Source organism: Ferdinandcohnia jepli (assembly GCF_047246645.1).
Classification (GTDB): Bacteria; Bacillota; Bacilli; order Bacillales; family Bacillaceae_L; genus Ferdinandcohnia.
Genome location: NZ_JBFOKR010000001.1, coordinates 159755 through 174861, shown reverse-complemented (window position 1 = coordinate 174861; position 15107 = coordinate 159755). Strand labels below are relative to the sequence as shown.

Genomic DNA, 15107 nt, shown 5'->3' with positions numbered 1-15107 from the left:
TGTCTAATTCTATTAACAGTGTAAAGAATAATATACACTTTTATAAAAGGGAAAAGGGTGACAACTCATAATGAGATATCACCCTTTTATATTATCTTTTTATTATTCGTCTGCGTTTTTGTAATGCAAAAAGTAATACTCCAATTAGTAATAATGCTATACCTGCTACTAACCCATTATAGAAATCATTAGACGTTGAAGGTAGCTTTGAACCATTTGGATTTTTCACATCAAAATTGCCTGGTTTTTTACCTGGGTCTTTACTTGGATCTTTTCCCGGATCCTTACCTGGGTCTTTACTTGGATCTTTTCCTGGATCCTTACCTGGGTCTTTACCCGGGTCGTTACCTGGATCGTCTCCTGGATTTTCACCCGGGTCTTCTCCTGGGTTTTCTCCTGGGTTATCCTGTACTAATGCCAGGATAACTGTTCCACCATCATCCTTAGATGGTATTTCAACATTTACTTGTTTGTTCTCATCTACAATAATCTCTTTATTATTATACAAGTCAGTTAAAATCGTGTTTGGCTCGAAGTCTACTGTAAATGTTGCCTGTTTAACCTCTGATGTGGTATTTAGACCGACAAGAAGTTTCTCATTCTGATATTCTCTTGCGAATACTAAATATTGATCAGCATCTCCACCCGCTATCTTCTCGCGGGTACCTTTTGAAAATACCAATGAGTAGTCTTTACGAATATTTAACAATGTAGAGTAGTGTTTGTGTAAAGCAGTTGCAGCTGGGTCATTGTTTTCTAGCATTTCCCATGGCATATCACCACGGTTTTGACCGAATGCAACCACCGTTTCTCCATCTTTTTCCCAATCAGACTTTCCTGATTTCCCAAGCTCCTCGCCGTAGTAAATAACAGGCTGGCCTTTAGATGTAATTTGAAGTGCTGATGCAATTTTTAATTTGCCGACATCTCCGTTTACATACTCTGATAAGAAACCATTTTGGTCATGACTACTTAAAAATTGACCTAAAGATGCTGTGCTAGAAAGCTGGTCATTACGGTTTTGGAGGTAGACTTCTACACTATCAATGTTTCCATCTACAAACGATTTTGCCTTTTCTTTAAAGTCGAAATCTAAAAGTGAGTCCATTTGACCCGTACCTAAATAACCACCGTCTTCTATAATACTAGCACCCCAGAGTTCCCCAATCATTTTAAAATTAGGATCAATCTTGGTTAGTTCATTTTTTAAAGCTTGCCATGTTGCTGGTTCAACATGCTTTACTGTATCGATGCGGAAGAAGTCAATTGTATCTCCACGGTCAGTTCTTGCTCTCTCTAGCCATGCTGTTTGCCATTCAATGATTTGCTGGCGGACTTCAGGATCTTCCGTTTTAAAGTCAGGAAGGTGATCAAGCTCGCCTCTTACAGTTGGATCTTCATCAACTGTTCTAAACATTCCATCAAATTTAGCGATTTCTTCTTCAGTTGGAAGGTTTGCTGAATCAGCTTTCCACGCCACATTAAACTGACCATTCATTCCATATCCCGCATGGTTAACAACTACATCAAGCATAATTTTTATTCCGCGATCATGTGCTTTTTCAATCAGTTTTTGGAATGTTTTTATATCACCTAGATGTTCGTCAAGCTTAGTAAAATCCTTTGCCCAATAGCCATGGTACCCATATTGCTTAGCTTCAAGTCCATCAGTAGTTGCAAAATCTAAGCCCTTGTTAAAATCAATATTATCCACAATTGGCGAAATCCAAATTGTGTTAATCCCAAGATCTTCGATATAGTCTAACTTATCAATGATCCCTTGGAAGTCCCCGCCATGATAAGCTTCTGCATGATTTGGATCATATTCTTCTCCACCATTATTAGATGGATCTCCATCTTTAAAACGGTCTGTTAATAGGAAATAGATACGGGCTTCATCCCAATCAAAATCTAGTTTGTCACCTACTATTTGTTCTGGTTTCACTGTTAAACTAACTGTTTTTGTATGAGTATTTCCATACTCGTCTATAGCTGTAATGACAATTTCCTTTTCTCCCGCTGTAACTGATTCATCGACAGAGAAACTGACTGCCCCTACGGATGGATCGATAATGACCTTTTCCTTACCACCTAGAGGTGAAAGGTTAGCATACAGTTCACGTATAATAACATCTTCCTCCGATGTAGCCTTCGCTGTTAGAACCGTACTCTCATCATAGGTAATTTCATTAGGTGAGATGGACGCTTCAATTGTCACATTCGGACGATTATACGTTATAGTTGATTTACCATTTTTAGTGTTCTTAGGATCTGTTACTTCAACAGTTTCCCCGTTCTTTGTTACTAAGAAACTATATTCATGTGTACCTTCAGGAATATTTGCTAGTTTATAAGAGAAATACTCATTTTGTTCACTATACTCCATCGGATACTCTGCATCATTGATTCTTACTGAGACTGAATCAATTGTATGCATTTCATCTGTTGCAAATAACTCTTCGTCTCTATAGTAAAATGTTACATCTCCATTTTCTAAAACAGGTCCTTTTACATTTGGTACGGTTGTCTGCCCAGGAACACCTGTAACTACTGTTACCTTAGTCAAGATGGCATCACGATCAATTTTAACATTGTGGTCATCGCTATCAGGTGAAATTTTGGCAGTATTCCAATCTGTACCTCTGCGGACTAAAAATCCAATCGATTCAGTTTCAGGTGCAATTTCAACATTAGCAATTGCAGTATCACCTTCAATTGTTTCAAAATCGATTTGGTCATTTTTCACACCAGTATTCCACACCCATAGATTCCAATCACCTTGTTCAGTTTTGAAATCACCTTCTGGGCGAACATATTTAATTCGAACATATCGTTTTACATTCTTCTTTATTTCCATGTCATGCGTTCCTACGGCATCTCCTGATTTCGCCGAAATCGTAACAAAGCCAGGTTTCACACCGGTCACTTTACCAGCACTGTCTACTTTTGCAATTGTTTCATCCGAAGTTGACCATATAACCTTCGCTCCAAGCATATCTTGACCATATTGGTCCTTCACTAACGATGTTAATTGTGTTGTATATGTTTCAAATACTGAATCATAACCGGAAATTTGAATTGTATTAGGTACTAGGTTGTCAACCGTAACTTGTATATCCGCCGTACTATCACCTGCTTTTGCGGTTATTGTTACTTCACCTTTCGTAATACCAACTACTCTTCCATTAGTAACAGTGGCAATTGCTTCATCCGAAGAAGACCATTCAATTTCTTCCCCTAACATGATTCGGCCTTTTTGGTCTTTTACATAGGCAGTAATAATCTTCGAATCGGTTGGATTAATTGCAATTGCAGCAGGGCTTACCTCAATAGATGTCGGTACTGGAGTGTATGCCGCCTCTGCGTCATCATATAATACCATCATTGAAAGACCTTCAACAGTTACCTTATTAGAAGCAACCGTGCGAATTGTTTCTGTACCTGCACTTGTGTGATCTACCACAACCTTCCACTCAGCCGTTGTTGGTAGTGTTACTTCCTTAGGCGTTTTATTGGCATTGTAAATCACAACAATATTCTTCCAAGTATCATTGTTTGCATAGTCTTTTAATTGATAAGCTACGACATTATCATTCTGTTTAAGAACTGCTAAATGATTCTCAATATCTACTTTCTCATCCATTTTAAAAGCAGAGTGCGTTTTTCTAAGTTCAATTAGCCCTTTATAATAATTAAAAACAGATTGATACTCGTCTTTTAAATTCCAACGTATTTTATTAATAGAATCTTGACTCTTATAGCTATTATGTTCCCCGTATTTACTTCTAAGCATCTCTTCTCCCGCATGAAGAAAAGGAACACCTTGAGATGTTAATACGATACCATTTGCTAATAGACTACGTTTAACCCATTCATTATCTAATGCGTTCTCTTCTGTGATAACTGCATGTGGATCATAGTCAGGGTTCGTATGGTCAGAATCCGTACCCGCAACCCTCATTAATTTATCCCATAAATTCAAATTGTCATGAGCCGTAACATAGTTAACTGACTCAGAGGAACGATTCGTAAAGTCATAGATTGCTCCCTGTACACCCTTAACAATGTCAGCTTCCTTACCGGCTGCACCTGTAGCAAATCCTGTACCCGCACCATCGCTATCACCTTTTATCGCCCCACGAATATGATCGTTAAAAACAGCATACCCCTGGTCCTTTTGCGTTCCTTTTACATGCTGAAGTGCTGCAGGTAAACTTGTAGACCCACCTGTCCAAGGCTCTCCATAAAGTAAAAAATTAGGGTCGACCTTAGTTGTTAGCTCTTTTGTAATTTCTTGCATCGTTTGTTTATCAATTAAGCCCATTAAATCAAAACGGAATCCATCAATTCCATATTCAGTTGCCCAATAATGTACAGAGTCTTTTATATACTTACGCACCATTGGTCTTTCGGATGCAACTTCGTTTCCTGTTCCAGAACCATTTGTAATTTTCCCTGTATCATCTGTACGATAATAATAGCCAGGAATAATCAGATCAAAAGGTGAACTTCCTTCAAGCTGTGTTGATTCGTTCATATACGTATGGTTATATACAACATCCATTACTACACGAATTCCTTGTTCGTGTAGTGATTGTACCATTTGCTTATATTCTTTAATTCTACTTGTCGGATCCTGTGGATTAGTAGAATAAGAGCCTTCTGGAACATTAAAATGAATTGGGTCGTAACCCCAGTTAAACTTAGCATCTTTCGAGGCAGGGTCATCAACTGTTAATTCATTCACTGATCCAAAATCATAGGTTGGTAGAAGGTGTACATAATTTACACCTAGTTCCTTTAGGGAATCGACACCCGTCTTCACACCATTTGGTCCTTTAGTACCTGTTTCTGTAAATGCTAGGTACTTCCCTTTGTTCTCCATGCCAGAATTTTCATCAATCGAGAAGTCTCTCACATGTAATTCATAAACAATCGCATCATTTGGAGATACAACTGCCGGTTTATCATTTGGATCAAATCCAGCTGGATTTGTACTTAGTAAATCAACAATTACTCCTCGTTGCCCATTTGCAGAAGTAGCACGTGCATACGGATCAACTGCATAATTAACAGTTCCATCTGCAAATTCTAGTTTGTACATATAATACTTATTCTTTAAATCTTGTTCAATTTCAATAGACCATACACCATTGTCAGCTCTGTTCATTTCTGTTTCAGTACCATCTGTATGATCTGTAACAAACGCTCCTTCATATGTACCAGCATTGTCATAGATTGCTAGACTTACTTTTTCTGCAGTCGGAGCCCAAAGCTTAAAACTAGTTTTTTGACTTGAATAAGTATATCCTAAGTCATCTCCTTCATAGAAAAAGCGATCATCGTTTAAAATATTGCGCATTTCTAGAAGCGTCCCTTCAGTATCACCTACTGATATTTCATATTGTTTTCTTACATCAATTTCTTCAGGGTCTGCCAACTTTAAGATAACCTTTTTATCGTCAATAATTTGTTTTGCCGCTGCGATTTCCTCACCTGTTTCTACATCACTTACAGTAAATGGTAGGTCACCGTATGCTTTATTTGTTGTTACTAACATCTCGGTCACTGAGTCCATTAATGCCGACTGTACTTTAATCGGTTCCGGTGATTCTATGGTAAAGACAGAGTTGTCTCCTTTTTCATTCGGGTTCAATGGATCCTTTGTAGATTGGTCCCAAGAACGATTATTTAGAATAAATTTGTACTCGTACTCTTTTGGTGCCAAATCATGTAAGGTTGCCGAGAAAACACCATTTTCGAGTGTCATTTCTACTGCTGTTTCCAAATTCCAGTCATTAAATGCTCCAATTGCATATGCTGCTGTTTCATCTGTCTTCTTGTAATTAAAAGTGACACTTCCATCTTCATTTATTACTGGACTTTGAAGTGAAGTGATTGTAAAGACAGAATTCCCGTCCTTTTGATTTGGGTTTGCTGGATCAGTTGTAGATTCATCCCAGCTGCGATTGTTTTTAATAAATTTATACTGATACTCCCCTGGAACTAAATCATTGATAGTTACCGAGAATATACCATCTTTTTCCTTCATTTCAATCGCATCATTTAAACTCCATTCTTTTGTAAAATTACCAATAACATATAATGCCTTTTCACCCTGACTTACGTAGTTGAATGTAACACTTCCGTCTTGGTTCAATATTGGGCTTTGAACTTGTTGCCCAACTGTAAAGACAGAGTTATTATTTTGCTGTTTTCCGTTCGCAGGGTCAAGAATCCAATTGCCATCTACAATAAATTTGTACTCATATGTTCCTTTCGGAAGTGAATGAGTTATCTCCCATATATTCTCTGAGTTCTTAACCATATTGAGCGCACCATTTGCCCAATCTGTGAAGTTGCCTGCTACCTGAACAGAAGTAGCTTCACCTCCAAAATAAAATGTTACACTTCCGTCATCATGAATTACAGGACTTACAATTTCTGCACTTCCGGTTGCAGGTAAAACAACACCAGAAAACATCTGTAAGATAAGTGAGAAAACCATAAGTAATGATAACGTTTTCATTTTTGTCTTTTTAAACATCAATTTCCCTCCTTTTAAATAGTTATACAAAAATTAGTGAAACCGTTTGCACAATTATGCAAAAAGATAATTACATAGCAACCAATTTACCATGCAGCTTTTTTGCGCAACCGTTTGCACTACTCCCTACTTTAATAGAATAACACCTCACACAACTGATTACAATAAGATTATTGGCATAATTCACCTACAAATTACGAGTTATTTCTACTAATTATTAACCATATTATCCTTCTATTAAACTGACGAGAACATATGATAAGATAAATATAGAAAACTTTGAGTTAATTAAAAGGAATGATCATGTGAGTAACACAAACTTGGAAATGCATCCGTCTTCTGTTGTAAGGAAACTTGAAACAATACAATTTTTACAATCTATCAAAAATAAGTTGCCAGGAGTATCTCTCGTTTTTATTATAGGAGTTTTAGCAAACTCACTTGGAAAAGACTTCCCTCTAATTGGAGGAGCTGTTATTGCAATTATCATAGGGATTCTTGTCCGCAACTTTCTTGGAGTTCCTATTGCATTCAGTGAAGGAGTTTCTTATACACTTAAAACATTATTAAAACTCGCAATTGTACTACTCGGCTTTGGCCTTAGTTTTTCAAGCGTATTTAAACTGGGATATGAGGCAATTCTTTTAGTTGTGGCTTCAGTTTTATCAGGTATTCTTTTCACCTTTTTCCTTGCTAAACTTTTTAAACTGGATGGAAATATTCCTATATTGGTGTCTCTTGGAACTGCCATATGCGGTGCTACTGCTATTGTTACTACTAGTCCAATTGTACAAGCAAAAGAGGAAGAAACTGCATATGCTATTAACACAATTTTCGCCTTCAATGTGTTAGCCGTTTTACTTTATCCACTGTTCGGACAGCTCTTTGCTATGTCAGGGGAAACCTTTGGTCTCTGGGCAGGAATTGCAATTCACGATACATCTTCGGTTGTAGCCGCTGGCTATAGCTACAGCAATACTGCAGGAGATACATCAGTTGTAATAAAACTAATTCGTACTCTCATGCTTGTTCCAGTTGCATTACTTCTATCTATTTTTATCTCTTTTAAGTCTAAAAGCAGCACTTCCAGTAAGGTTAAGATAAGTAAAGTGTTCCCCGGTTTTATTCTATTTTTTGCTGGTGCTGTTGCAGTAAATACGATTTTTTCACTTCCTGCACCAATTACATCATTTACCGATGGAATTGCGAAATTTCTTATCATCATGGTTATGGCAAGTGTTGGATTAGGTACTGATTTTAAAAAGATTAAATCTGTTGGGTTGCGACCTTTGCTAGTTGGGTTACTGTCATCCGTTTTAATGGGAATTGTAACTCTTACGATCATACAGTTTCTATATTAATCGAGAGGTCATGTCGTACCCTCGTGTGCTTATCGTTTATATAAGCGGAGTTTTTCCCGTTAAGCAAAACACAATGGTTCATATTCATGGTTATCGATTAAATAGGCGCATTCTTTCCCTCTATTTCATCTATTTTTCGTTTAATTTCCTAATTAAGAGGAATTTCTCCACTTAATTAGGAAGCTGATTTCCTGCTATTTCTTGAAGATGTGGAATTCACTGAACGGGTGCAAATGCTTAGAGCATATATTTCCAAGCATTTTTCTTTTCAGATTTACTTGCTTCGTATTTTGTACTTCAAAACCGAACCCATCATTTTGACATACCATGCATTACTCATCTTTTCTCTCCTCTAAAATATCTTTAATTATCTCCACATGAAAAGAAGTCCAGGCTTTTTCCCTAAATTGAAGAATAACACTACCAAAAAGAACACTAATGTAAATTAGGCTAAAGCCCAACCAATGGAGGCTACCTTCTTCAAACAGAAAACCTTCTAATTTACTAGAAAATAAAAATAAAAACCATGGAATGGCTGTTACAAAAATTAAGATTATTCCTGAGCCGTTCTTCTCCTTTAGCATTCGGTAGTAGATGATTTTCAAGGTTTCGGTATCAATACCTTCGTAAAACTTTTGGATGTTACGAACTTCTTGCATAGCTTTGATTTGTTGGAAGGATTGGTCTGTAGCTTCTGCGTTTTTTAGCTGTAGATAGATTTTATGTGCATCTCCGCGTAATGAAAACATGCTTACCACCCTTCTATGACTTTAATTGCCTCTACTATTTATCCATTCCCTCTTCTTATTTAAAGATGTGTAAAAAAAAACCTCCAACCTAGTTGGAGGCAAATAGTTTATGCTGGTGCATCAATATCTAAGTCTTCGATATGTTTCTCATTATATTGAACATCTTTACGCGCGTTGAAGCGGTCTGCTTTTTCTACATTAACTGTGATGTTGTAGTCAGGGATACCTGCAAACTTTTCATATCTTCCACGTGGTAATAGGAAGTTTCCTTCTGGGAAGTGAACACCAAGGTTCTTTCTTGCAATATCCGCAAACTTTGCTTTACCTTGGAAAACACCAAACCCATTGTACACTACAATGTTTTCACCTTCTGAAATACGAAGTTCACGGGCATCATCAGGATTAATTAACACATCATTACGTTCTGCAGCGTTGAATGGATCAACTTCCTTATAAATCATAGAGTTAAATTGCTTTCCGCGACGGGTAGTAAGTATGAATTGTTCATCCTTCTTTTGTAAATCAGGAATTTCAACTCCAATTAAATTTCCTCTACCATCTGGTGTTGGGCAGATTCCGTCTTCACATAACCAAGCACCACCCCATTGGAACACATCTCCTTTTTTCTTAAGATGTTGAATTCCATCGTAATCTGGGTTTGCCTTTGCAATCTCATCACGAATTTCCTGACCAGATTTAAAATCAACTAAATGTGCTGTTTCAGGTTTTACTCGTTTCGCAAGATCAATATAAATTTTCCATTCAGAACGCGCTTCTTCGATTAGGTTTTTATTCCCTTCAATTTCAGGAGAGTAATACACCATACGTTCAGTTGATGTTGATGTACCGCCACCATCTTGTTCATAACGAGTTTTTGCCGGAAGAACAATAACTGCTTCTTTCGCATCAACAAGTGTGGATGTATTCAAGATAATATCTTGGTGTACACGAATTTCTAGCTCAGATAAAGCTTTCTCAATAAAGTTTGGATCAGGCATTGTTTCTAAGAAGTTTCCACCAGACATGTAATACAGCTTAATTTTTCGTTCATTGTCTTCTGGTAAGACGATGTTTTCTAACGTAACTCCACAAATATCTCCCTGCCATTTAGGTACTTCAAAGCCCCATACCTTTTCAATACGTTCAACTGTCTTTTCATCAAAACCTCCGCCTGGCAATACAAATGGATCTGCACCCATTTCTCCGGAGCCTTGTACAGATGAGTGACCACGGAAAGGCATTAGGCCATTATTCTTACGACCAAGGTGACCGCGGAGAAGCGCTAGGTTTGCAACCTGGGAGATGTTGTCCGTCGCAAATGAGTGCATGGTTAAACCAAGTGCCCATGCATAAACAGCATTCTTACTTGCTGCTAAAAGCTCAGCTAATTCAATAATTCTTTCTTTTGAAATACCAGCAGACTTAACAATTTCATCCCATGTTTGAGAGTTAACGTACTTTTTAAGATCTTCATATCCATTTACATGTTCTTGAACAAACTTATGATTAATTGCTGATCCGCGTTGTTGCTTTTCCATCTCAAACCAATGCTTCATGATTCCGTGCATGAACGCGATATCTCCACCAATATTTACTTGATAGAAATCATCGGCAAGCTTTGTTCCAAATAAAGCAGATTCCATATTAGAAGGAATCCAATACTTATCTAAAGCAGGCTCTTTATATGGATTCACAACAATAATCTTTGTTCCGCGTTTTTTCGCTTCAAGCATATATTTAGTAGAAACAGGTGAAGCATTGGATGCAACACTTCCCCAGAATAATAGAACATCAGCACCAAACCAATCTTGGTAGTTTGCAGTAGATGCACCCACTCCAATGGAACGCTTTAACGCCGTCTTACTAGGAGAGTGACAAATACGGGAGGCATTATCGATATTGTTTGCCCCTAAGAAACGTGCAACCTTTGCTGCAACATAATAGGACTCATTCGTAATTCCTCTTGATGTTAAATAAAAAGCATACTGCCTTGGATTTAACTTCTTCATTTTTTCAGCAATCATATCCATTGCCTCATCCCACGAAATACGAGAAAACTTCCTTTCCCCTTTTCGACGAATCATTGGGTATGGAATACGCCCTAATTTACGTAATTCCGTAGAATCATATTTGCGTAACTCATCAATATCAGCATGTAAAATATCTTCTTTTATTGCCGGCATTGTGCTTAGTCGAAGTACATTTAATCTTGTCGTACACATATGTGGTCCTTTTAATGTTTGGTCATAAAGACCTGACACACCTAATGCACAACCATCACAAACACCTTGCGTTAAAATACGGGAGGCATACCCAATATTATCTTTATTTTCCCATGCAATTTTCATAGTATCTCGAATATGCTTTGGTTTTACCTTGCCCAAACCAAAAGGAATTGGACTTACCCAATGTTTTGGCTGAGGCATTTTCGTTGCTTTCATAGGACCCTGATGTTTTGTTTTTCCCATTTGTTATTCCCCCTCAATTCATACTTACTACTATGTGTATTGTAAAAGTCAGATTATATTAATTTTGACTATGTTTTCGATTGTTAGTGATGATAATAATTCAAAAATTGTAAGTGCTTACATCGTTATATTATAACGTAATTTTTCTATTAAAAATAGAAAAACCACCGAACAAATCTCTAGAAATACTAGAAAGATGCAACGGTGGTTAGTCTTTAGCAGGTTCGCTACCAAGTGCCAACACATGTTGTGTGTTATTTAGTTGAAAATTTCTTTTCTATGTTCTGATCGAATACAAAGATTGACATTCCAAAATCTCGATCAATATCAATATCGACAAACAAATCAACAAAGTTTGAACCTAAGAATTCTTCCATTTCAACTGGCCGATTTTTTCGATACATATCCTTAACCATTTCTGTTCTTGCTGAACGAAGTAATTGTTTCCCCTCATCCGCACCAGCAATAAATTTTTCTACAGGTGAAAGATTTCCTTCCATTTCACAAATAGCCCAATGTTTACAAAACGTTGTTGTGATTTTACTAGGACCTTTTCCCATATGCTTTTTCCGAAATGAACGGACGATGTTACTAAATTCAGCCTCATATTTATTCATTTTTTCAACCTCTTACTAGTAGAATTGACTAACTTATAGTTAACCAAGTATATCATCTAATGTCAACTAGCAAGCTCAGTACCTTGTTGTTTTTGCTCATTTCGTAACTTTTTCATATCCAGGCGAATTAGTAATGATACTACTAATGCTACTGCAAAGAGTCCAGTAAATACTGTTAAGCTTTGTGAGTAACTACCTGTTGTTTCACGAATCCATGATGCAAACAATGGACCAGCTAATCCTGCTGCAGCCCAAGCTGTTAAAATGTAACCGTGAATAGCACCAAGCTGTTTTGTACCAAAGATATCTCCAATATACGCTGGAATTGCAGCGAATCCGCCACCATAACATGTATAAATAAGTGCAAGTAAAACTTGGAATAACACCGGATTTGATACATGTGGTAATAATGGGAACGCAATTACTTGGATCACAAAGAAAGTAGTGTATGTATTTGGTCTTCCAAAAAAGTCTGATACTGAAGCCCAACCGAATCGACCCAATCCGTTAAATGCTCCTAACACCCCAACTAACGCAGCTGCTGCTACAGGTGTTAAACCGATACTTTCTTGTGCAAGTGGTGAGGCTGCAGAAATGATTGCGATTCCGCATGTTACGTTAATAAATAACATTAGCCATAAATAATAAAAACGTTTTGTTTTTACTGCTTGATTTGCAGTTAATTGTGCTAAGTCTTGTTTTACTTTTTTCGTTCCACTTGAAACCTTTTCTTTAAATCCTGCTGGCATCCAGCCTTCTTTTGGTGGCTCAAGATATAACGATGAAGCAATCATGATGACAAAATATGAGATTCCTAAAATATAAAATGTATTTGCAATTCCAACTGAGTCAATCAAGCTTTGCATGATTGGACTATTAATTAGTGCTGCGAATCCAAATCCCATAATCGCTAAACCTGTTGCAAGTCCACGTCTATCTGGGAACCATTTTACAAGTGTAGAAACTGGTGCAATATATCCAACGCCTAGACCAATTCCTCCCAAAACACCATAGAATAAATATAATAATGGCAATGATTCTAAATTAATGGCTAACCCAGATCCGGTTATCCCAACTCCAAAGAATATAGCTGATAGCATCCCAGCTTTACGTGGACCATATTTTTCTACAAAGTGCCCAAGAAAAGCTGCTGACAAACCTAAAAATAAAATGGCGATACTAAATGTTAAGCTTATATCTGTTAAATCCCAACCAAATTGTCCTTCAATTGGCTTTGTAAATACACTCCATGCATAAACAGAACCAATCGAAAGATGTATTCCGACTGCAGAAGCTGCAATCAGCCAACGATTTTTTGTTTTTTCCATTTTCTCTCTCCTATTCTCTTAAAAAATAAAAAACCGTCAACAAACCCAAGAACACCTAAAAAAACAGGTATCAAGGCATGATGACGGTTAATTCCATAGCAGGATCGCTACTATAAAATCAACAGTAATCGTTTTCAATATCTCCATTTTTGCAGCAGAGACAGGGTCGCTATCCTGTGTCAAAAATGTGGCGATATTGTGAACTATTTGTTACGATAGTATCACAAACTATCAAATGAAAACAACTACTTTTTACTACTTATTTTTCGTTAACCTAAAAAATTAATAGCTTGTACTGTCAAATAAAATGTGATTATATTTATAGTAAAAGTTTTTCGAAGTTAACTAGATTGAAAGTGAGGTGCATAATTGATGGATTCAATTACGGTTAGAAAAGGCATAATTAAGTTTGAAGATGGCCAACTAATTGGAGAAGAAGATCAAATTGTCACAGAGTACCCATTAACAATTATCTTAAATCAGCACGAATTTGCTACTATGGTTTGTACACCTGCTGAACTTGACGAGTTAGTGGTTGGATTTTTAGCATCTGAAGGTGTTATTCGCTTTCGTGATGAAATTAAAAGCTTACACATAGACGAAGGTCAGGGCTATGCTTATGTTGAAACAACTACAGAAGTGACGACGAGTCAGGAATACTATTCAAAACGGTTTATCGGATCTTGCTGTGGAAAAGGAAGACAGTTTTATTTTGTTAATGATGCCAAAACAGCGAAAACATCTACCTCTACCTTAACCCTCACACCAGAGGAATGTATCACACTTATGAACGAAATGCAGCAAAACAGTACAGTATTTAGAGATACAGGTGGCGTGCATAACGCAGCTCTATGTAGCCCGAATCAAATGATTGTTAATCGAACCGATATTGGGAGACACAATGCGCTTGATAAAATATATGGCTATTGTATGTTAAATAAGATCCCTGTTCGTGATAAAGTTATCGTTTTTAGCGGTAGAATCTCTTCAGAAGTACTTTTAAAGGCTGCGAAAATCGGTGTCGGGATTGTCTTATCTAAATCGGCTCCAACCGATCTTGCAATAAAAATGGCGGAAGAACTAAACATTACTGCAGTTGGATTTATCCGTGGAGGTAAACTAAATGTCTACTCCCACCCAGAACGTATTGTCAAAAACGAGGAATCATTTACTGTATAAGAAAAGAGATTAGTAGTCTACGTCTACTAATCTCTTTTTGTATATTTCCATCATTTATCTTGATAGTAACGTTTTACGTATGCTGAAATAATTCCTGCACATTTCTTACAAACTCCTCTGAGTTCTTTTTACTTGAACCCTTCATCAACAATTCACCGATTGAGGCAAGCTTCCCTTCAATTTCATAGTCCATTTCATATTCCACTAGTGTTTTATTTGGCTCAAGTGTTTTTAGTTTTGCTGTTAATGTATTAGTAAAAGATCCTGCAAGAGAAACAGGCTTCCCCTTCATTTCAACAACAATTTTTTCATTTTCGATGGACTCCTTTAATTCCCCGATTCCTTGAATCTTTATAGGGACAAACTGCACTTTCACTTCCACCAACGCTTCGTACTTTGTTGGGGAAATTGGTTTCACTTCCTTACAACCCGGTATGCAACCTCCAAGCTTTATTGGGTCCATAAACACAGAATAAACACTTTCTCTATTGGCATGAATGACGAATGTATCAGTCTTTTTCAAAATCCCACTCCTCTGAATTTTTCTAGGATGCCTGTTACAAGTTTATTTTAGAAGGATAGGATTTAGAACATAGGATGACTCTGGGTCCAGCAGTATTTAACGGTCCATTAAAGAACAAGATTGTTTTCAAATACTTTATTGATTTCACTCTACTTGAACGTTAATTAAGCTAATATTAGTATAGAAAGGGTGATTGGAGCGCATGGCACGAGACTACTGCGGGAAAGAAATAGGAACGTCTACTAACGACCGCCACGTCCTGTGGCGAACGTAGACGTCAGCACATCCTGTGCAAGTCAGGTGACACCCCGCAGGAGCCTGCGACGAGGAGGCTC

At 37.2% G+C, this 15107-nt stretch carries 8 protein-coding genes; 2 read left to right on the top strand and 6 right to left on the bottom strand.

The annotated features are described in order from the left end of the window. Window positions 1-91: 91 nt before the first annotated feature. Window positions 92-6547, bottom strand: a complete 6456-nt coding sequence (gene pulA, locus AB3M96_RS00910; RefSeq protein ID WP_412965671.1) for a type I pullulanase — start codon at window positions 6545-6547, stop codon at window positions 92-94. Window positions 6548-6852: 305 nt separating this feature from the next. Here pulA and AB3M96_RS00905 point away from each other — a divergent pair, with 305 nt between their 5' ends. Continuing rightward, window positions 6853-7908: a YeiH family protein gene (locus AB3M96_RS00905; protein WP_412965670.1), complete on the top strand. Its 1056-nt coding sequence runs from the start codon at window positions 6853-6855 to the stop codon at window positions 7906-7908. A 332-nt stretch (window positions 7909-8240) separates the two neighbouring features. Here AB3M96_RS00905 and AB3M96_RS00900 read toward each other — a convergent pair whose 3' ends face one another. The 4 genes from AB3M96_RS00900 to AB3M96_RS00885 form a co-directional block, all read right to left on the bottom strand. Further along, the gene (locus AB3M96_RS00900; RefSeq protein WP_412965669.1) at window positions 8241-8657 is read right to left on the bottom strand and encodes a hypothetical protein; all 417 of its coding nucleotides are present in this window, start codon (window positions 8655-8657) and stop codon (window positions 8241-8243) included. A gap of 107 nt (window positions 8658-8764) precedes the next feature. Then, the gene (locus AB3M96_RS00895) at window positions 8765-11125 is read right to left on the bottom strand and encodes an FdhF/YdeP family oxidoreductase (protein WP_412965668.1); all 2361 of its coding nucleotides are present in this window, start codon (window positions 11123-11125) and stop codon (window positions 8765-8767) included. Window positions 11126-11379: 254 nt separating this feature from the next. Then, complete coding sequence (locus AB3M96_RS00890) at window positions 11380-11742, bottom strand: Na-translocating system protein MpsC family protein (RefSeq protein WP_412965667.1); 363 nt, start codon at window positions 11740-11742, stop codon at window positions 11380-11382. Between the two features lie 62 nt (window positions 11743-11804). Beyond that, the gene (locus tag AB3M96_RS00885; protein ID WP_412965666.1) at window positions 11805-13070 is read right to left on the bottom strand and encodes an L-lactate MFS transporter; all 1266 of its coding nucleotides are present in this window, start codon (window positions 13068-13070) and stop codon (window positions 11805-11807) included. A 369-nt stretch (window positions 13071-13439) separates the two neighbouring features. Here AB3M96_RS00885 and fdhD point away from each other — a divergent pair, with 369 nt between their 5' ends. Then, entirely contained in the window at window positions 13440-14249 is an 810-nt protein-coding gene (gene fdhD / locus AB3M96_RS00880) for a formate dehydrogenase accessory sulfurtransferase FdhD (protein WP_412965665.1), read from the top strand. 73 nt (window positions 14250-14322) lie between these two features. On the opposite strand, the gene AB3M96_RS00875 is transcribed toward fdhD, so the two are convergent. After that, window positions 14323-14772: an SRPBCC family protein gene (locus AB3M96_RS00875; RefSeq protein WP_412965664.1), complete on the bottom strand. Its 450-nt coding sequence runs from the start codon at window positions 14770-14772 to the stop codon at window positions 14323-14325. Window positions 14773-15107 lie beyond the last annotated feature (335 nt).

Coding starts and splice junctions, on each gene's coding strand:
- AB3M96_RS00895 (WP_412965668.1), bottom strand. CDS start 11,125: ATGGGAAAAACAAAACATCAGGGTCCTATGAAAGCAACGAAAATGCCT.
- AB3M96_RS00890 (WP_412965667.1), bottom strand. CDS start 11,742: ATGAATAAATATGAGGCTGAATTTAGTAACATCGTCCGTTCATTTCGG.
- AB3M96_RS00885 (WP_412965666.1), bottom strand. CDS start 13,070: ATGGAAAAAACAAAAAATCGTTGGCTGATTGCAGCTTCTGCAGTCGGA.
- pulA (WP_412965671.1), bottom strand. CDS start 6,547: ATGTTTAAAAAGACAAAAATGAAAACGTTATCATTACTTATGGTTTTC.
- AB3M96_RS00900 (WP_412965669.1), bottom strand. CDS start 8,657: ATGTTTTCATTACGCGGAGATGCACATAAAATCTATCTACAGCTAAAA.